General features: G+C 73.3%; 17 protein-coding genes. 7 read left to right on the forward strand and 10 right to left on the reverse strand.

Features of this window, described 5'->3' with window-relative positions; translation table 11 throughout:
* Positions 1-30 precede the first annotated feature (30 nt).
* Both E4623_RS09065 and E4623_RS09070 read left to right on the forward strand, forming a co-directional pair.
* Positions 31-984 carry a Gmad2 immunoglobulin-like domain-containing protein gene (locus tag E4623_RS09065; RefSeq protein WP_167736540.1) on the forward strand — a complete coding sequence of 318 codons (954 nt, stop codon included), beginning with the start codon at positions 31-33 and terminating at the stop codon, positions 982-984.
* 22 nt (positions 985-1,006) lie between these two features.
* Positions 1,007-2,053: a winged helix DNA-binding domain-containing protein gene (locus E4623_RS09070; protein ID WP_134766176.1), complete on the forward strand. Its 1,047-nt coding sequence runs from the start codon at positions 1,007-1,009 to the stop codon at positions 2,051-2,053.
* A gap of 3 nt (positions 2,054-2,056) precedes the next feature.
* Here the strand turns inward: E4623_RS09070 and E4623_RS09075 are convergent, their stop codons facing one another.
* From E4623_RS09075 to hrcA, 3 genes are read right to left on the reverse strand one after another with little or no spacing between them, the layout of a single operon-like run.
* Complete coding sequence (locus E4623_RS09075; RefSeq protein ID WP_134766177.1) at positions 2,057-2,803, reverse strand: 16S rRNA (uracil(1498)-N(3))-methyltransferase; 747 nt, start codon at positions 2,801-2,803, stop codon at positions 2,057-2,059.
* Between the two features lie 38 nt (positions 2,804-2,841).
* Positions 2,842-4,002, reverse strand: coding sequence for a molecular chaperone DnaJ (gene dnaJ, locus E4623_RS09080; RefSeq protein ID WP_134766178.1), 1,161 nt, complete (start codon positions 4,000-4,002; stop codon positions 2,842-2,844).
* Positions 4,003-4,058: 56 nt separating this feature from the next.
* Positions 4,059-5,069 (reverse strand): heat-inducible transcriptional repressor HrcA, encoded by a 1,011-nt coding sequence (gene hrcA / locus E4623_RS09085; protein ID WP_134766179.1) that lies wholly within the window; start codon positions 5,067-5,069, stop codon positions 4,059-4,061.
* Between the two features lie 150 nt (positions 5,070-5,219).
* Between hrcA and E4623_RS09090 the strand changes: the two genes are divergently transcribed.
* Genes E4623_RS09090 through E4623_RS09105 form a run of 4 tightly spaced genes read left to right on the forward strand, consistent with a single transcriptional unit; the run spans position 5,220 to position 8,030 of the window.
* Entirely contained in the window at positions 5,220-5,975 is a 756-nt protein-coding gene (locus E4623_RS09090) for a hypothetical protein (RefSeq protein WP_134766180.1), read from the forward strand.
* A 31-nt stretch (positions 5,976-6,006) separates the two neighbouring features.
* On the forward strand, positions 6,007-6,885 hold the full coding sequence (locus E4623_RS09095) for an MBL fold metallo-hydrolase (RefSeq protein ID WP_134766181.1): 879 nt from the start codon (positions 6,007-6,009) through the stop codon (positions 6,883-6,885).
* Between the two features lie 51 nt (positions 6,886-6,936).
* Positions 6,937-7,155: a hypothetical protein gene (locus tag E4623_RS09100; protein WP_134766182.1), complete on the forward strand. Its 219-nt coding sequence runs from the start codon at positions 6,937-6,939 to the stop codon at positions 7,153-7,155.
* Between the two features lie 35 nt (positions 7,156-7,190).
* Complete coding sequence (locus tag E4623_RS09105; protein WP_134766183.1) at positions 7,191-8,030, forward strand: DUF3097 domain-containing protein; 840 nt, start codon at positions 7,191-7,193, stop codon at positions 8,028-8,030.
* Positions 8,031-8,041: 11 nt separating this feature from the next.
* On the opposite strand, the gene hemW is transcribed toward E4623_RS09105, so the two are convergent.
* The 6 genes from hemW to lepA all read right to left on the reverse strand — a co-directional run bounded on the left by hemW (position 8,042) and on the right by lepA (position 15,771).
* The gene (gene hemW / locus E4623_RS09110; protein ID WP_134766184.1) at positions 8,042-9,268 is read right to left on the reverse strand and encodes a radical SAM family heme chaperone HemW; all 1,227 of its coding nucleotides are present in this window, start codon (positions 9,266-9,268) and stop codon (positions 8,042-8,044) included.
* A gap of 33 nt (positions 9,269-9,301) precedes the next feature.
* A complete protein-coding gene (locus tag E4623_RS09115) occupies positions 9,302-10,291 on the reverse strand; it encodes a 3,4-dioxygenase subunit beta (RefSeq protein ID WP_134766185.1) in 990 nt (329 codons plus the stop codon).
* Between the two features lie 84 nt (positions 10,292-10,375).
* Positions 10,376-12,196, reverse strand: a complete 1,821-nt coding sequence (locus E4623_RS09120) for an AMP-dependent synthetase/ligase (protein ID WP_134766186.1) — start codon at positions 12,194-12,196, stop codon at positions 10,376-10,378.
* Positions 12,197-12,328: 132 nt separating this feature from the next.
* Positions 12,329-12,901: an MOSC domain-containing protein gene (locus tag E4623_RS09125; RefSeq protein ID WP_134766187.1), complete on the reverse strand. Its 573-nt coding sequence runs from the start codon at positions 12,899-12,901 to the stop codon at positions 12,329-12,331.
* 4 nt (positions 12,902-12,905) lie between these two features.
* Positions 12,906-13,799 (reverse strand): aminoglycoside phosphotransferase family protein, encoded by an 894-nt coding sequence (locus E4623_RS09130; RefSeq protein WP_134766188.1) that lies wholly within the window; start codon positions 13,797-13,799, stop codon positions 12,906-12,908.
* 79 nt (positions 13,800-13,878) lie between these two features.
* Positions 13,879-15,771 carry a translation elongation factor 4 gene (gene lepA, locus E4623_RS09135; protein ID WP_134766189.1) on the reverse strand — a complete coding sequence of 631 codons (1,893 nt, stop codon included), beginning with the start codon at positions 15,769-15,771 and terminating at the stop codon, positions 13,879-13,881.
* Between the two features lie 113 nt (positions 15,772-15,884).
* Between lepA and E4623_RS09140 the strand changes: the two genes are divergently transcribed.
* A complete protein-coding gene (locus E4623_RS09140) occupies positions 15,885-17,474 on the forward strand; it encodes an alkaline phosphatase D family protein (RefSeq protein ID WP_134766190.1) in 1,590 nt (529 codons plus the stop codon).
* Between the two features lie 46 nt (positions 17,475-17,520).
* Here the strand turns inward: E4623_RS09140 and E4623_RS09145 are convergent, their stop codons facing one another.
* Positions 17,521-19,242, reverse strand: a complete 1,722-nt coding sequence (locus E4623_RS09145) for a thiamine pyrophosphate-dependent enzyme (RefSeq protein WP_134766191.1) — start codon at positions 19,240-19,242, stop codon at positions 17,521-17,523.
* Between the last annotated feature and the right edge of the window lie 26 nt (positions 19,243-19,268).

Here is a 19,268-nt window from a genome sequence, read left to right on the forward strand (position 1 = left end):
TCGACCGCCCGACGACGCCAGGATGGACCCATGAACCTCAGGACCCGCGGAGCCGCTCTCGTACTCGCCGCCCCCCTGGCGCTCGGCCTCCTGGCCGGCTGCGGCGACGACGACCCCGAGCCGGCGTCGTCCGGCACCGGGACCGACCCGAGCCCGAGCGAGTCCCCGGGCGACGACGACGGCGACACCCCCGACGACGGACCGAGCAGCAGCCCGGAGGAGTCCGGCGCCCCGTCGACCGCGCCGAGCGAGCCCGCCGCCACGACCGCGGTGCCGGTCTACTTCACCGGGGACTCCCCGTTCGGGCAGCGGCTCTACCGCGAGTTCCGCGAGGTCGGGTCCGACAACCCGCTCGAGGAGGCGGCCGCGCTGCTCGTCGCCGGGGACGCGCTCGACCCCGACTACGGCACCCTGCTGAACGCCGTCACGATCGAGACGGTCGCCCAGCAGGACGGCGCCATCGTGGTGACCCTCGCCGAGGACTCGGTCACCAGCCCCGACAAGGGCCTCTCCCCCGCCGACGCGAGGCTCGCGGTGCAGTCGCTGGTCTACACGCTCCAGGGCGTCGCCGGGTCCCGCGAGCCGGTCCGCGTCGTCCTCGCCGACGGCGCCCCGGTCGACCTGCTCGGCCAGCCCACCGGCGACGGCGTCGAGGCGGCCAAGCCGCTGAAGGTCCTCGCCCTGGTCAGCCTGACCACGCCGGAGGAGGGCGCGACGGCGAGCGGGAGCCTGAGCATCGAGGGCGTGGCGTCGTCGTTCGAGGCGACGGTGCCGTTCTTCGTCACCGACGCCTCCGGCAAGGAGGTGCTGCGCGACTTCGCCACGGCCGAGGGCTGGATCGACGACCTGTACCCGTGGTCGGCGGAGGTCGACGTCTCCTCGCTCGCCCCCGGCGAGTACGTCCTGCACGCGCAGACCGACGACCCCAGCGGCGGCGAGGGGCCCGGCCCCTACGAGGACACCCGGACCTTTACCGTCGCGTAGCGCCCACTGACCGGTCGCCGACGTGAGGCTGTCGCCGCGGACCCTGAACCGCACGCTGCTGCGGCGCCAGCACCTGCTCGAGCGCACCGACGCGAGCGTCGTCGACGAGTCCCGCCACCTCCTCGGGCTCCAGGCCCAGGAGAACCTGCCCCCGTTCCTGTCGCTCGCGGCGCGGCTGTCGTCGTTCGACCCGGACGACGTCACCCGCGGTCTCGAGGACCGGACCCTGGTGCGCCTCCTGACGATGCGCGGCACCGTGCACCTGCTCGCGGCCGACGACATCGGGCTGCGCGCCTTCACCGCGACGGTCCACGAGCGCGAGATCAGGAGCAGCCAGAACGTCGGGCCGGCTCGCGACGTCGACCGGACGGCGTTCCTCGCCGCGCTCGACGAGGTGCTCGCCGACGGGCCGCTGCCGCAGCGGGCGATCGGCGCCGCGCTGGCCGAGCGGTTCCCGGCGTACCCCGCCACCCGGCTGGGCCAGCTCGCGCGCTCGGCCGCCCCGCTGGTGCAGCTGCCGCCCCGCGGCACGTGGCGCGGCGTCGGCGGCGTCGTCTACGACCGCGCCGACCGCTGGACCGGTCGCCCGCTCGACGCCCCCGCCACCGAGAACGTCGTCCGCCGCTACCTCCGGGCGTTCGGTCCGGCCACGGCGGCCGACCTGACGGCGTGGTCGGCGGTGACCCGGCTCGGTCCGGTCGTCAGGGCGATGACCGACCTCGTCGTCCACGAGGACGAGGACGGCCGCACCCTGTACGACGTCGAGGGTGCGCCGATCGCGGCGGCCGACGAGCCCGCCCCCGTCCGCCTACTCGGCACCTACGACAACCTCTGGCTCTCGCACGCCCGGCGCGACCGGGTCACCGCGCCCGGAGCGCGCGACGCCTGGTCAGGCGTCAACGGCGCCTCGGCGATGACGCTGTTCGTCGACGGCTGGCTCACCGGTCTGTGGCACGTCGCCGAGGGCCGCGTCGTCGTCCTCGAGACGCTGCGCGACCTCACCCGCGCCGAGCGCGCCGAGCTGGCCGAGGAGTCGGCCCGGGTCGAGGCGCTGCTCGCGAGCCGCTGATCCTCAGGACCAGCGCGGCGTGCGGGCCAGCAGCGCGCCGACGGCCACGACCCCGGCCGTGGAGGTCCGCAGCACCTCCGAGCCCAGCCGGACGCCGTGCGCCCCGGCCGCGACGAGGGCCGCGACCTCGTCGTCGCTCAGGCCGCCCTCGGGACCCACGACCACCACGATCCGCCCGGACGCCGGCACCGCGACGGCGGCGAGCGGCGACGTCGCCGCCTCGTGCAGGACGACGGCGAGGTCGGCGTCGGCGACCAGCCGGACGACGTCCGCGGTGCTCGCGAGCGGGGTCACCACGGGGTGCCACGAGCGGCGGGCCTGCTTGGCGGCCTCGCGGGAGGTCGCGCGCCAGCGGGCCAGCGACCTCTCGGCGCGCTCGCCCTTCCAGACCGCGACCGAGCGGGACGCGGCCCACGGCACGACCTCGGCGACCCCCACCTCGGTGAGCACCTCGACGGCGAGCTCGCCGCGGTCGCCCTTCGGCAGGGCCTGCACGACGGTGACCGCCGGTGACGGCTCGGGCACGACGTCGACCTCGTCGACGACCACCGTGAGCCGGCGCTTGCCGGTGCCGTCGACCGTGCCGGTCACCGACGTGCCGGCGCCGTCGGTGAGCACCAGGCGCTCACCGACCCGGGTCCGCCGGACGGCCACGGCGTGGTGTGCCTCGTCGCCGTCGACCTCGACCCGGTCGCCGACGACCGGGGTCGGGTCCCCCAGCGAGGGGACGAGGTGGACGGGGAGGGACACGGCGACGACTCGGACGGCTGGGACGGCTCGGACGCGGCTCAGTGGCCGAAGAGGCGACCGAAGACGGACTTCTGCTGGGCCTTGACCTGCCCGGTCGGCTGCTCCTCGCCGCGCAGGGCGGCGAGCTCGCGCAGCAGCTCCTCCTGGCGGGGGTCGAGCCGCCCGGGCGTCTCGACGACGACGGAGACGACCAGGTCGCCGCGCCCGCCGCGCAGGCCGGGGACGCCGCGACCGCGCAGCACCTCCTGCGAGCCGGACTGCGTGCCGGGCTCGATGACGAGCTCGAACGACGTCTCGACGCCGGAGCCGGCGCCGCTCTCGACGTCGGCCTCCAGGGTCGGCAGCGTGAGGGTGGTGCCGAGGGCCGCCGCCGTCATCGGCAGGGTGACCGTGCAGTGCAGGTCGTTGCCGTTGCGGGTGAAGGTCTCGTGCGGGACGACCTGGATCTCGACGTACAGGTCGCCGGCGGGGCCGCCGCCCGGGCCGATCTCGCCCTGCTCGGCGAGCTGGACACGCGTGCCGGTGTCGACGCCGCCGGGGATCTTGACGGTGAGCGTGCGGCGCGAGCGGACCCGGCCGTCACCGGAGCACTCGCGGCACGGCTCGGGGATGATCGTGCCGAAGCCGCGGCAGGCCGCGCACGGGCGCAGCGTGCGCACCTCGCCCAGGAAGGACCGCTGCACGTGGGCGACCTCGCCCTGGCCCCGGCAGGTCTCGCACGGCACCGGGTGGCTGCCCGGCGCGGCGCCGTCGCCCTGGCAGGTGGTGCACAGGACGGCGGTGTCGACCTTGAGCTCGCGCGAGACGCCGAACGCCGCCTCGGCCAGGTCGATCTCGATGCGGATCAGGGCGTCCTGGCCGCGGCGCATCCGCGACCGCGGGCCCCGACCCCCGCCACCCTGACCGCCCGGGCCACCCTGGCCGCCGAAGAAGGCGTCCATGATGTCGGTGAACGAGAAGCCGGCGCCCTGGCCGAAGCCGCCGCCGAACGGGTCGCCGCCGCGGTCGTACGCCGCGCGCTTCTGCGGGTCGGAGAGCACCTCGTAGGCCGCCGAGACCTCCTTGAACCGCTCCTGGGTCTCGGGGTCCGGGTTGACGTCGGGGTGGAGCTGCCGGGCGAGCTTTCGGTAGGCCTTCTTGAGGGCGTCGGCGTCTGCGTCGCGCGACACCCCGAGGAGGTCGTACAGGTCCTGGCTCAACTGCGTTCCTTCGTGCGAGGGGTCGTGGGTGTGGTGCTGGGGTGGGACGGAGGTGGTCAGGCCTCGTCGAGGATCCGGGAGACGTAGCGGGCGACCGCGCGCACCGCTGCCATCGTCCCCGGGTAGTCCATCCGGGTCGGGCCGACGATGCCGAGGGTCGCCAGGGCGTCGTCGTGCGGGCCGTAGCCCGTGGTGACCACGCTGGTGGAGGAGAACTGCTCGATCGGGCCCTCCGCGCCGATCCGGACGGTGACGGTGCCGGCCGCGGAGGCCTCCCCCATCAGCTTGAGGAGCACGACGTGCTCCTCGAGCGCCTCGAGCAGCGGACGGACCGCGGAGTCGAAGCTGTCGCCGTAGCGGGCGAGGTTGGCGGCGCCGCCGACGGCGACGCGCGAGTCGGAGCGGTGGTCGCTCATCGCGTCGACCAGGACGCCGGCGACGAGCGCGCTCGGGCCGGGCTCGGCCTCGGCGAGGTCGCGCAGCGCGGTGACGGCGTCGGCGATCACCTCGCCGGTGGCGCTGAGGTTGAGGCGGGTGCGGAGCCGGGCGAGGTCGTCGTCGGCGATCGGGACGCCGAGCTCGACCAGGCGCTGCTCGACGCGCCCGCTGCTCAGGATGAGCACCGCGAGCAGGCGGTCGGGTGCGAGGGCGACCAGCTCGACGTGACGCACCGTCGAGCGCGAGAGCGTGGGGTACTGCACGACGGCGACCTGGCGGGTCAGCTGCGAGAGCAGCCGCACCGAGCGGGTGACGATCTCGTCGAGGTCGACGGCGCCGTCGAGGAAGCTGGAGATGGCCCGCTTCTCCGCACCGGTCATCGGCTTGACGGTGGTCAGCCGGTCGACGAAGAGGCGGTAGCCCTTGTCGGTGGGCACCCGGCCCGCGCTGGTGTGCGGCTGGGTGAGGTAGCCCTCGTCCTCCAGGGCGGCCATGTCGTTGCGGACCGTGGCCGGGGAGACGTTGAGCCCGTGCCGCTCGACCAGGGCCTTCGACCCGACCGGCTCCTCGGTCGAGACGTAGTCCTCGACGATCGCGCGCAGGACGGCGAGCCGTCGTTCCTCCTGCATGCCGCCCTCCTGTCCCGTGCTGATCGCCCCGCCCACGCGTGCTGGCACTCGTCGTGCGGGAGTGCCAAGCCTACCGCCTCGTCGTGACGGTCCTTGTCATCCCTGGGGAGATATAGGTTAGGCTTGCCTTATTCGTCTGGAGGAGTTCCGATGACCTCGCTCGACCACCGCAGCACCACGACCGGCCCGGGGCAGTCCGAGCCGGCCCGGCTCGCCCGTGCGGCCCGCAGCATCCTGGCCTGCCCGGCCGGGGTCAACCTCGTCGTCGACGGCGTCGACGACGTGCTCGGCGACCTCGGCGAGTCGGGCGACGAGCTCGGCATGCAGGACCTGGGGGGCGTCCCGACGTTCTCGAGCCCGGTCGGCACCAGGCTCGCGGCCGCCGCGGCCGAGGGCCGCCGCGCCCTGCTCACGCTCGAGAGCGGCGTCGGACGCCCCGGCTCGGCCGACCGCGACGCCGTCGTCACCCTCGGCGGCCGGCTCGAGGTCCGCGGCCTCGAAACCTGCGAGTGCTGCTGTGACGAGCGCGAGACCCTGGTGCTGGTCGTCGACCTCGTCGTGCTGTCCCGGCCCACCGCGCCCGGCGGCGAGCGGCAGCGGGTCCCGGTCGAGCACTTCCGCTCCGCCGACCACCTGCTGAACGGCGGCTACCTCCAGCGCTCGACCGAGCACGCGAACCTCTGCCACCAGGACGAGCTGCGCCGCGCCGTCAGCACCACCACCGGCACCCGCCTCGCGGACGTCATCGGCGTGGCGCTCGCCGACCTCTCCCCGGCCGGCGTCGACGTCCAGTGGGTCGACGTCGAGGGCTCGCACGTGCACAGGCTCGTGTTCCGCCGCGTCGCGACCACCACCGAGGAGCTCGGCGAGCTGCTGCGCAGCGAGCTGCACGCCGGCCTCTGCTGAGATCGGGGCCGGGCGTCCGTACGCTCGCCCCATGCCGTTCACCGAGATCGCCGACCGGGTCTGGGTCGCGCGCCACGCGTGGTTCGACGTCAACGTGACGCTCGTGCGTGGTGGGCGTGGGCTGCTCGTGGTCGACACGCTCGCCTCGGCCGCGGCGGCCCGCGAGATCGTCACCGACATCGCCGCGCTCGGCCTGGGAGCCGGCGTCGAGGTCGTCGAGGTGGTCAACACCCACGAGCACTTCGACCACGTGCTCGGCAACGCCACCCTGCGGTCGGCCTACGGCGAGGTGCCGATCCGCGCGCACGAGACGGCCGCCGCGAACGTCGTCGCGGCCGCCGAGCGCGTCAAGCGGCGCTACGCCGACCCCGACGACGGCGCCGACGACCCGCGCGCGGCGGAGGTGATCGACACCGACGTCGTCGTCCCCGACCACACCTTCTCCTCGGCGGTGGTCGTCGACCTCGGCGACCGCCAGGTCGAGCTGGTCCACCCCGGGCGCGGCCACACCGCCGGCGACCTGGTGGCGCGGATCCCCGACGTCGACGTCGTCCTGGCCGGCGACCTGGTGGAGGAGTCCGCCGACCGGGAGGCGACCCCCGGGTTCGGGCCCGACTGCTTCCCGCTCGAGTGGCCGCTGTCCCTCGACGTCGTCCTCGGCCTCACCACCGCCGCCACCGTCGTCGTGCCGGGTCACGGCGCCGTCGTCGACCGCGAGTTCCTCGAGGACCAGCGCAACGCCATCGGCGTGATGGCCGAGACGATCCGCGACCTCGCGGGTCGCGGCGTCCCGGTCGGCGACGCCCTCGCGCAGGCCGAGTGGCCGTTCCCCGTCCGCTACCTCGAGGACGCGGTCCACCGCGCCTACGAACAGCTCCCGCGGGCGCAGAAGCGGCTCCCCCTCATCTGACCCGCCCGCCCAGGTGGTCCCGCCGGCCCGGGGGCGACGTAGGTTCGGACCATGAGCGAGTCCGAGAACGAGTCCGCGCCCGAGGGCATCGGCGACGAGCAGCTGCCCGACGACCTGGTGCCGAGCGAGGACAACCCGCTGGCCGAGGGCCTCGACGACGGCGAGACCGTCGACGACCTGCTGACCGGCGGCAAGACGGCCGCGGAGTCGGAGGACGTCGACGCGGGCGGGTCCGCCACGTCACAGGACGGCGACGACGGCGCGTCCTGACCGCCGCCGTCGGTGCCCGCGCCTAGCGTGAGCCCGTGGATCGCTACGGCACCGACGTCCTGTCCGGAGACTGGCGCGCACCCAAGCGCGGCCGCGCCGCCGAGGCGGCGGCCGACCCGGGCCTCGTGGTCGAGGAGGTCATGACCGACTTCGTGGGCGAGATCGTCGCGGTCGACCGCGACCTCGACACGCTGACGCTCGAGGACCGGCGCGGCAAGCGGCGCACCTTCCCGCTCGGCCCCGGCTTCCTGCTCGAGGGCAGGCCGGTCATCCTCACTCCTCCGGCGCGCGCCGGTGCGCCCGCCAGGCCCACGCGGACGGCGTCCGGCTCGGTCGCCGTGCACGACGCCAGGGCCCGGGTCGCCCGGGCGAGCCGGATCTTCGTCGAGGGTCGTCACGACGCCGAGCTCGTCGAGAAGGTGTGGGGCGACGACCTGCGCATCGAGGGCGTCGTCGTGGAGTACCTCGACGGCGTCGACGACCTCGCCGAGCACCTGCGCGACTTCCGGCCCGGTCCCGAGCGCCGCGTCGGCGTGCTGGTCGACCACCTGGTGCCCGGCTCGAAGGAGAGCCGGATCGCCCAGGCGGTCGCGTCCTCACCGGTCGGGAAGCACGTGCTGATCGTCGGGCACCCCTACGTCGACGTGTGGGCCGCGGTGAAGCCCGGCCGGGTCGGGCTGGAGCGCTGGCCCGACGTCCCGCGCAGCATCGAGTGGAAGAAGGGCGTCTGCCAGCACCTGGGCTGGCCGCACCGCGACCAGGCCGACATCGCGCGCGCCTGGAAGCAGATCCTCGGCCGGGTCGGCTCCTTCCACGACCTCGAGCCGGCGCTGCTCGGCCGCGTCGAGGAGCTCATCGACTTCGTCACCGGCTGACGCCGGCCGGGTCAGCCCAGCAGGTCGCGGACGACGGCGTCGGCCAGCAGCCGGCCCGGCCGGGTGAGCAGCAGCCGCCCGTCGTCGACGACCGCGAGCCCGGCCTCGACGACCGGCGCCACCGCGTCGGTCGACTCCAGGACGTCGAGTGCCAGGCCCTCGGCGAGCCGCACCTCGAGCAGCACCCGCTCCAGCCGGCGGGTGTCGCCGTCGAGCACCTCGCGGGCGTGCGCCGGGCTCAGCCCGGACGCGAGCCGCTCGGCGTACGGGACGGGGTGCTTGACGTTCCACCAGCGGGTGCCGCCGACGTGGGAGTGGGCGCCGGGGCCGACGCCCCACCAGTCGCCGCCGCGCCAGTAGGCCAGGTTGTGCCGACACCGGGCCGCCTCGTCACGGGCCCAGTTGGACACCTCGTACCAGCCGAGGCCGGCCGCGGTGAGCCGGTCGTCGGCGAGCACGTACTTGTCGGCGAGGTCGTCGTCGTCGGGCATCGGGAGCTCACCGCGGCGCACCCGGCGGGCCAGGGCGGTGCCGTCCTCGACGATCAACGAGTACGCCGAGACGTGGTCGGGCTCGCACGCGAGCGCGACGTCGAGCGAGGTCGCCCAGTCGTCCAGCGACTCCCCCGGCGTGCCGTAGATGAGGTCGAGGCTGACCTGCTCGAAGCCGGCCGTCCGCGCCCAGTCGACGACGTGAGGCACCCGGAGCGGGTCGTGGGTGCGGTCGAGGACGCGCAGCACGTGGTCGACCGCCGACTGCATGCCGAACGAGATCCGGTTGAACCCGACCGCGCGCAGCTCCTCGAGGTCCGCCAGCGCGACCGAGTCCGGGTTGGCCTCGGTGGTGACCTCGACGTCGGCGGCGAGCCCGAACTCGGCGCCGATCGCGGCGACCACCGAGCCGAGGTCCGCGGGACTCAGCAGCGTCGGCGTACCGCCTCCGAAGAAGACCGTCGACACCGGCAGGTCCACGTCGCCGAGCACCCGGCGGGCCCGGCGGACCTCGGCGATCGCCGACGCGGCGTACGTGCCGCGGGAGGTCCCGCCCCGCCCGTCGGCCCCGGGCGCCCCGAGCTCCTCGGCGGTGTAGGTGTTGAAGTCGCAGTAGCCGCACCGCACCCGGCAGAACGGGACGTGGACGTAGAACGAGAAGCTGCGCTCCCCGAGGCCGGACAGGGCGGAGTCGGGCAGGCTGCCGTCGTCGGGCACCGGGTCACCGGTGGGCAGGACGGACGGCATGGCTCCATCCTCGCGCAGCCGTCGGACGGCCGCTCAGACGGGCACGTTGAGGGTCAGCACGTAGCCGTCGGCGACCGAGCCGGTGACCTTCGCCATCTGCAGCGAGTAGCCGTCCGAGAAGACGTTGTCGCTGCTCAGGCTGGTCTGCTCCATGTTGCTCACGCTGGCCTCGTAGCCCTCGACGCTCGCGTAGACCTCGTCGGCCGTGGCCTCGGGGATGGCCAGCTGCGAGGTCCGCAGCTTGTTGTCGGCCGACGTCGCCGCCGCGAGGCTCTCGTAGACCTCGAAGTGCATGTGCGGCCAGCGGCCGGAGTACGCCGCCGGGAAGATCGTGGTGAACTCGACCCACCCGTCGCCGTCGGTCTCCTGGACGCCGCGCAGGTAGTTCTCCTCGGCGATCAACTCCGAGTACATCGAGTACTCGCCGCTGCGGTCGCAGTGCCACAGGTAGACCGCGGCGCCGGCGAGCGCGGTCGCGTCGTCCCCGTCCAGGTCGTAGACCTTGAGCCGGACCGTCGTCGCGACGCCCTCGGCGACGCCGGAGGCCGTCCCGAAGCTGGAGGTGATGTCACTGCGGACGACGCCGGACTCGGTGAGCACGTTGGCGCCGTTCGACCCGTCGCCGGGGTAGGGACCGGCGGTCTCCTCGGGGATCTCACCGTCGGCGACGTCGACCTCGGCAGCGCCGGCGGCCGCACCGTCGGGCGGGGGGCCGCCGGGGCCGCCGCTCGCCGAGGTGGTCGAGGATGCCGGTGTGCTCGACGAGCCGGACGGGTCGTCGGCGGCGCAGCCGACGACCGCGACGGCGACGGTGCCGCCGAGGATCGTCAGCAGGCCGCGCCGCCCCAGGGAGGCCCGCTGGCGCCCGACGATCCGTACCAGGTCGTGCGACAGGCCGAGGTCGTGGTCCTCGAGCTCGTCGGTCCCGTGGCCGGGCGCGTGGTGGCCGGGCGCGTGGTGGTCGGGCGCGTGGTGGCCGTGGTGGTCGGGGTCGTGGTGGGCGCGGGGTCGCTCGGTGCTCATGACACCGAGCGTGTCCGCCGGCGCTGTGCGTCTCCTGTGGGGTGCGTCAGCCCCGGGTGTGTGGGACACACCCGGGGCCGGCGCTCAGGAGTAGAAGCCGGCGATGAGGTCCTCGTTGTTGGCCTCGACGACGTTCCGCTTGACCTTCAGCGACGGCGTGAGCTCGCCGGACTCGATGGTGAGGTCCTCGTCGAGGATCTCCCACTTCTTGATGGTCTCCCAGCGGTTGAGCTTGGCGTTGAGCTCCTCGACGTAGCCGCTGACCATCGCGTGGGCCTTCTCGGACCGGACGACCTCGGTGTAGCCCTTGCCGGCCAGGCCGTTCTCCTCGGCCCAGCCCACCATGGCGTCCGGGTCGAGGGTGACCAGCGCGACCACGAAGTTGCGCTCGCTGCCGAAGACCAGGAACTGGCTGGCGTAGGGGCACAGCGCCTTGAACTTCGCCTCGATCGCGGGCGGGGCGATGTACTTGCCGCCCGAGGTCTTGAAGAGGTCCTTGATCCGGCCGGTGATGGTGAGGAAGCCGTCGGCGTCGAGGGAGCCCTTGTCGCCGGTGTGCAGCCAGCCGTCGGCGTCGATCGTCCGGGCCGTCTCTTCGGGGTTGTTGTGGTAGCCGGCCATGATGTGCGGGCCGCGCAGCAGCACCTCGTCGCCCTCGCCGATCTTGACCTCGGCGCCCGGGAGCGCCGGGCCGACGGTGCCCATCTTGTAGTGGTCGGGGTGGTTGACCGTGGCGCCGGCGGCGTTCTCGGTCATGCCGTAGCCCTCGAGGATCTTGACCCCGGCGGCGTGGAAGAACGCGGCGATCTCGGGGTTGAGGGCCGCCGAGCCGGAGATGAAGAAGCGGACCCGCCCGCCGAACCGGTCGCGCACCTTGCTGAAGACGAGCTTGTCGAACAGGCCGTGCTGCAGCTTCATCCCGACCGGGATGGACGTGCCCTCGCGCTTGCGCCGGTCGACCTCGAGGCCGACGGCGAAGGCCTTCTTGAAGATCTTCTCCTTCGCGCCGCCCTCGGCGGCCTGCATCGTGACGATGCGGGCGTGTGCCTTCTCGAAGATCCGCGGGGCCGCGCCCATGAACGTCGGCCGCACGACCGCCAGGTTGTCGACGATCTTGTCGACGCGACCGTCGATGGCCGTCGCGAACCCGCAGGCGAGCTGCGCGGAGAGCAGCACCTTGCCGAACGAGTGCGCCATCGGGAGCCAGAGGAACTGCAGGTCGGTCTCGTCGAGGATCTTCTGCGCCTCGATGGCGGCGCCCTCGTAGACCCAGGACCGGTGCAGCAGCCGCACGCCCTTGGGCCGGCCGGTGGTGCCGGAGGTGTAGATGAGGGTGGCGAGCTGGTCGGCGGGGATCGCCCTCGCCTTCTCCTCGATGACACCGGGGTGCTCGGCGAGGTAGGCGTCGCCGAGCTCGGCCAGGGCGTCCAGCGTCAGGACGCGGTCGCCGTCGGCGGTGCCGTCGAAGGTGATGACCTTGACCAGGTCGGGCAGGTCGGCGGCCCGCTCGGCGATCTTGGCGAGCTGGACGTCGTCCTCGGCGAAGACGAAGCGGCACGAGGCGTCGCCGAGGATGAACCCGGTGTCGTCGGCGTTGGTGCTCGGGTAGACGGTGGTGGTGGCGCCGCCGGCGCACATGATCGCGAGGTCGGCGAGGATCCACTCGTAGCGGGTGCCCGACGCGATCCCGACGCGCTGCTCGGACTCGAGCCCGAGGGAGAGCAGTCCCCCGGCGAGGCGGCTGACGAGGTCGCCGGCCTGCTGCCACGTGACGGACTCCCACGACTCCCCGCGGGGGAAGCGGAAGGCCTCGGACCCGGGCGAGACCTTCACCCGCTCGATGAACTGCACGGCCACGTTCTGCGGCATGGTGTCGACGAACGACGTGTCGTGATTGACGGGCATTTCTCTCCTGGGCTCGACCTGGCGGGTACGGGTTGCGACGTAACCTAGATCACTTCACCTACCAGCGGGTAGACAACCCCGATGCTGACACTGTTTGCCCGGGCCTGCGTGGCGCCCGGGCAGGCACACCGCTCAACTGCGCGGGCCGCGCACGACCTCGCCGAACCACGACGACACCGTCACGCCGGTGCCCGGACGGTGCACCACCTCGACCGGGTCCCCGGCCTGCAGCACGCCGGGCGAGACGACCCGCAGGTACGCGCCGGGCCGGCCGTCCTCGGCGAAGCGCCGCGCCCAGGCCCGGTTGTCGTAACCCTGCCGCCCGAGCCAGACCTGGAAGGTGCGGCACGGCGTGCGGAACATCGTCACCTCGACCACGACGTCCTCGCCGATCCGCCACCGCTCGCCGATCTCCGCGCCGTTGACGTCGACGCCGCGGGTCGTCAGGTTCTCGCCGAAGGTGCCGTCGGGGACGTCGGCGCCGAACGTCCCCGCCCACCGGTCGAGGTCCTCGCGGGCGAAGGCGTAGACCGCCTTGTCCGGCCCGCCGTGGTGGCGGCGGTTGGACACCTCGTCGCCGTCGAGACCGAGCGGACCCACCGCCACGGGCCCGGTGACGGTGGCCTTCTCGATCGACGTGCGCCCGCTGCGGACCCACGTCACGGGCTGCGGACGACCGACGTGGACGGACTGGACGTGGGGCACGGCGTCAATCCTGCACGGCCTTGGCGATGCTCACGCAGCGGGTGATCCAGTCGCCGTCCGGCTCGCGCTCCCCCAGCGCCGCCACCACGTTCCCGAGCACCCGGACGACGACCCAGTCGCGGGCCCGGTCCTCGTCGAGTCCGGCGGCGTCGACCGTGGTGTGGAACCGGCGACGCACCCCGCCCCGGACGTCGCCGTCGAGCTCGTCCCACCGGTTCCAGAGCAGTGGCGCGACCTCGTAGTGCGGGTCGCCGCTGAGTGGCCTCGGGTCGATCGCCAACCACGGCTCGCGGTCCGCGGCGAGCACGGTCCCGTAGTGCAGGTCGCTGTGGATCATGGTGCCGGTGCTCGCCGGGTCGGCGAGGAACCCCCGACCGAGCGCCACGGCCTGCTCGACCATCCGGTGCGGCACCGGAGCGTCACGAGGCAGGTCGGCCAGCGCCGTGGTCCAGCGCTCGACGTGGGCCGTCAGGGGCCTCAGCCGGGGCGGCGCGGGCACGTGCAGGCGCGCGTAGAGGCCCGCGACGACCTCGCAGGCCTCCAGGTCCCAGTGGTCGGTGAGGTCGACCGGGTGCAGCCGCTCGAGGAGGAGGGCGGCCCGGTGCGGGTCAGCACGCAGCAGCAGCGCCGCGCCGTCGCCGTGCCAGTGCTGCAGCGCGAGGTGCTCGTGCTCGGACTCATCGTCGGGGCGCTGCACCTTCAGGACGGCGGCGCGGTCGTGGCCGTCGCGCACCGGGAGCACCAGGGCCGCTCCCCGGTGCAACGGCTCGCCGTCCACCGTGAGCGCCCACTCCGCCAGCAGGTCGCGCACCAGCCGCGGCAGCCGGTCGACCCAGGCCGCCCAGTCGGGGCCGCGGGCCGCCAGGGCCTGGACGCCCGGCGGGAGCGCGACGCTCACCGGGTCCCGGTCCCGGGCTGGTGGCCCGGCGGCACGTCCGGCCGGCCCGGGGCCGGTCGGACCGCCTCGGTCCCCGCGGCTACTTCTTGCCCTTCTCGGACGACGAGCCGGCGCCGTCGTTGGAGAGCGCGGCGACGAACGCCTCCTGGGGGACCTCGACGCGGCCGACCATCTTCATCCGCTTCTTGCCCTCCTTCTGCTTCTCCAGCAGCTTGCGCTTGCGGGTGATGTCGCCGCCGTAGCACTTGGCCAGCACGTCCTTGCGGATCGCGCGGATGTTCTCGCGAGCGATCACGCGGGCCCCGATCGCGGCCTGGATCGGCACCTCGAACTGCTGGCGCGGGATGAGGTCCTTGAGCTTGCCGGCCATCATCACGCCGTAGCCATAGGCGGCGTCCTTGTGGACGATCGCGCTGAACGCGTCGACCGGCTCGCCCTGCAGGAGGATGTCGACCTTGACCAGGTCGGCGACCTGCTCGCCGGAGCGCTCGTAGTCGAGCGAGGCGTAGCCCTTGGTGCGCGACTTCAGCTGGTCGAAGAAGTCGAAGACGATCTCGCCCATCGGCAGCGTGTAGCGCATCTCGACGCGGTCCTCGGACAGGTAGTCCATGCCGCCGAGGGTGCCGCGCTTGGTCTGGCACAGCTCCATGATCGTGCCGATGTAGTCGCTGGGGCTGAGGATCGTGGCCTTGACGACGGGCTCGCGCACCTCGTCGATCTTCATCTCGGGGAACTCGCTCGGGTTGGTCACCTCGATCGAGGTGCCGTCCTCGAGGATGACCTCGTAGACCACGTTGGGCGCCGTCGAGATGAGGTCGAGGTCGAACTCGCGCTCGAGGCGCTCGCGGGTGATCTCCATGTGGAGCAGGCCGAGGAACCCGACGCGGAACCCGAAGCCGAGCGCGCCGGAGGTCTCGGGCTCGTAGACGAGCGCGGCGTCGTTCAGCTGCAGCTTCTCGAGGGCCTCGCGCAGGTCGCCGTACTGGTCGCCGTCGATGGGGTACAGGCCCGCGTAGACCATCGGGTTGGGGTGCTTGTAGCCCCCGAGGGCCTCGGTCGCGCCGTGGTGCTGGGTGGTGACGGTGTCGCCGACCCGCGACTGGCGGACGTCCTTGACCCCGGTGATGAGGTAGCCCACCTCGCCGACGCCGAGGTCGCTCGACTTGACCGGCTCGGGGCTGATGACGCCGACCTCGAGCATCTCGTGGACGACGCCGTTGGACATCATCTTGATCCGGTCGCGGTGGCTGAGCTTGCCGTCGATCACGCGGACGTAGGTGACCACGCCGCGGTAGGTGTCGTAGACCGAGTCGAAGATCAGGGCCCGCGCGGGCTTGTCGGCGTCGCCGACCGGCGGCGGGGTCTCGGCCACGATGTGGTTGAGGAGCTCCGCGACGCCCATGCCGGTCTTGGCGCTCACCCGGAGCACGTCGTCGGGGTCGCAGCCGACCAGTCCCGCGATCTCCGCGGCGTACTTCTCGGGGTTGGCGCTGGGCAGGTCGATCTTGTTGAGCACCGGGATGATGTGCAGGTCGGCGCCCATGGCGAGGTAGAGGTTGGCCAGCGTCTGCGCCTCGATGCCCTGCGCCGCGTCGACGAGGAGGACGGCGGCCTCGCACGCCTCGAGGGAGCGCGAGACCTCGTAGGTGAAGTCGACGTGGCCCGGCGTGTCGATCATGTTGAGCACGTAGGTGCCCGGCTCGGCCTTCTCGTCGTTGTCGGCCGGCACGGTCCACGGCATGCGGACGGCCTGGCTCTTGATCGTGATGCCGCGCTCGCGCTCGATGTCCATCCGGTCGAGGTACTGCGCCCGGGCGGCGCGGGCGTCGACGACGCCGGTCAGCTGCAGCATCCGGTCGGCCAGGGTCGACTTCCCGTGGTCGATGTGGGCGATGATGCAGAAGTTCCGGATGATCGCGGGGTCGGTGTGACCGGGCTTCGGAGCGGGCTTCGGAGCGGTGGAGGCAGCCATGAGGCCTCCATTGTCCCCGACGGGTGCGCGCGGGACGAAATGGTCGTCGCCGGTTCCCGCCACGGTCGCGACGCGGACACCTCTCGTTGGCACGCGACGCGGAGGTTGGAGCCATGACTCGGGACCCCGCTCCGCTCACCCCCGCCCCCTCGCTGCCCCGCCGCCGACTGCTCCAGGGCGCCGCCCTGTCGGCGCTGGCGGTCCCCCTCGCCTCGCCGGCCGCGGGTGCGCCCGCGTTCGTCCGCTCCGGCCGGCCGCTGCTGACCCACGGCGTCCAGGCCGGTGACGTCCGGGACGGGCGAGCCGTGCTGTGGAGCCGCGCCGACCGACCGTCGCGCCTGGTGGCCGAGATCTCCCGCGACAGCTCGTTCCGGCGGTACCGGACGGTGCGCGGGCCGGTCGTGACGCCGCGCACCGACCTGACGGGCGAGATCGACCTGCGTGGGCTGCCGTCGGGCACCGACCTGCACTACCGGATCCGGGCCGTCGACCTGCACGACCCGCGACGGTCGGGACCGGCCGAGGTGGGCCGGCTGCGCACGGCGCCGGGACGCCGCGACGACGTCCGGTTCCTGTGGTCCGGCGACATCGCCGGACAGGGCTGGGGCGTCAACCCCGACCTCGGCGGTTTCCGGATCGCGGACGCGATGCGGGCCCGTGACGCCGACTTCTTCCTGTGCAGCGGCGACAACGTCTACGCCGACGGACCCGTGGTGGAGAGCGTCGCGCTCCCGGACGGCTCGACGTGGCGCAACGTGACGACCGAGGCGAAGTCGAAGGTGGCCGAGACGCTGGAGGAGTTCCGCGGGCAGTACCAGTACAACCTGATGGCCGACAACTGGCGGGCGTTCCTCGCCGAGACCGCCCAGGTCTCGCAGTGGGACGACCACGAGGTCACCAACAACTGGTACCCCGGCGAGATCCTGGACGACGTCCGCTACAGCGAGAAGCGCGTCGACGTCCTGGCCGCCCGCGCGCACCGCGCCTTCCACGACTACGTGCCCGTCGCCGACATCTCCCCCGACCCCGACGGGCGGGTCTACCGGGTCATCCACCACGGCCCGCTGCTCGACCTGTTCGTCCTCGACATGCGCACGTACAAGGACCCCAACACCGCCAACGGCGAACCCGGTCGCGCGGGTCGCGACGGAGGCGTCCTCGGACGCCGTCAGACCCGGTGGCTGCTCGACGAGCTGAGCCGGTCCCGGGCCACCTGGAAGGTCATCGCCGCCGACCTCCCGCTCGGCCTCGTGGTGCCCGACGGCACCGCCGCGCAGGAGGGGATCGCGCAGGGCGACCCCGGCGCTCCGCTGGGACGCGAGATCGACGTCGCCGACGTCCTCACCGGGCTCCAGCGGCTCGGGATCCGCAACCACGTGTGGCTCACCGCCGACGTCCACTACACCGCCGCGCACCACTACTCGCCGGACCGGGCGACCTACGACGACTTCGACCCGTTCTGGGAGTTCGTCTCCGGGCCGCTGAACGCCGGCGCCTTCGGGCCCAACGCCCTCGACGCCACGTTCGGACCCGTGGCCGACTTCGTCGCGGCCCCGCCGGCGCCGAACGCCTCGCCCGCCCAGGGGTTCCAGTTCTTCGGGGAGGTCGGCATCGACGCCGGCACCCAGCAGCTGACGGTGACCCTGCGCGACGTCGACGGCGCGGCGATCTACGAACGCACCCTCGACCCCGCCCGCCGCTGACGTCGGCGCCCCCGCCCGGGCGCCCGTGGTCACGCCCGCCGGTGCGTCACTCCGGCGAGGCGACCGCCTCCTTCATCTTGGCGATCGCGAAACCCCAGCCCTGCTCGATCGTGGGCTTCGGCGGGATCGCGACCTCGTCGGGGTTGGTGACGACGTCGAGGAGCACCGGCCCCGGGTGCGCCAGGGCCGCCGCGACCGCCCCGTCGACGTCGTTCGGGTCCTCCACCCGGACGCCGTGCAGCCCGATCGCCTCGGCGACCCGGGCGAAGTCGGGGTTCCGCAGCACGGTGCCGAACTCGGGCAGGCCGACCTGCTCCATCTCGAGCTTGACCATGCCGAGCCGGCTGTTGTCGAAGACGACGAGCTTGACCGGGAGGTCGTGGGAGACCGCGGTGATCAGGTCGCCCATCAGCATCGAGAGGCCGCCGTCGCCGCAGAACGCGACCACCTGACGCGACCGGTCCAGCGCCTGGGCGCCGAGGGCCATCGGCATCGCGTTGGCCATCGAGCCGAGGTTGAACGAGCCGAGGATGCGGCGCGAGCCGGTGATCTCGACGAACCGCGAGAGCCACACGGTCGCCATCCCGGTGTCGGCGGTGAAGATCGCGTCCGCGGCGGCGTGCCGGTCGAGGGAGGCCGCGAGGAGCTCGGGACGGATCTTGTGGTCGCGGTTGTCGACGCGGCGCCGCAGCAGCCCCGCCCGCTGGTGGTCGTGGTCGGGGCTGGTGAGGCGCGCCTGGGCGCTCCGCCAGCCCTCGTAGGCGTGCCGCGCCTCGTCGAGGTGACCGCGGTCGTCCTTCTGCTCCAGCAGCGGGAGCAGCGCCTCGAGACCGAGGCGGGTGTCGGCGACGATCGCGTGGTCGACGGGCGTGCGCCGTCCGATGTGGGCGCCGCGCAGGTCGAGCTGCACGACGGTCTTCCCGGTGGGGAGGAACTGCGTGTAGGGGAAGTCGGTGCCCACGAGGAACAGCACGTCGCAGTCCTCGAAGGCCTGCGCGGTCGCGGGGTTGCCCAGGAGTCCCGACTGCCCGACCTGGTGCGGGTGGTCGTCGAAGCCCTCCTTGGCCTTGAGCGAGACCACCATCGGCGCGGCCAGCCGCTCGGCGAGCCGGTCGACCTCCGCCCGCGCGTGCCGGGCACCCATGCCGACGAGCAGGGTCACCCGGTCTCCGGCGTTGATCGCCACGGCGGCGTCGCGGACGGCGTCCGGGTCGGGTGCGGTCAGCGGCTGGCGCGCCACGAACGACGGGACCGGCGTGTGCTTCGGGACGTCGAGCCCGCCGAGGTCGCCGGGCAGCGTGAGCACCGAGACGCCGCGCTCCTGCAGGGCGGCGTTGCCGGCCTGCTCGACCAGCTTGGGGAACTGCTCGACGCTGGTCACGGTCTGGCAGAACACGGCGACGTCGGCGAACAGGACGTCGTTGTCGACCTCCTGGAAGAAGTCGGAGCCCATGTCCTCGCGCGGGACCTGCCCGATGATGGCCAGCACCGGCGTGTGCGACTTCTTCGCGTCGTAGAGGCCGTTGAGCAGGTGGATCGCGCCCGGGCCGACGGTGCCCATGCAGACGGCGAGGTCGCCGGTGAGCTGCGACTGCGCCGAGGCGGCGAAGGCGGCGGCCTCCTCGTGGCGCACCCCGACCCACTCGATCCGGTCCTCGCGCCGGATCGCGTCGGTGACCGGGTTGAGGGCGTCGCCGACCACGCCCCAGACCTGGGTGACGCCGTGCTCGGCGAGGGAGGCGATGAGGTGCTCTGCGACGGTGGGCATGTCACCACGGTGCCAGGCGGCACCAG

It is taken from the genome of Nocardioides sp. 1609, assembly GCF_004522105.1.
Lineage (GTDB): Bacteria > Actinomycetota > Actinomycetes > Propionibacteriales > Nocardioidaceae > Nocardioides.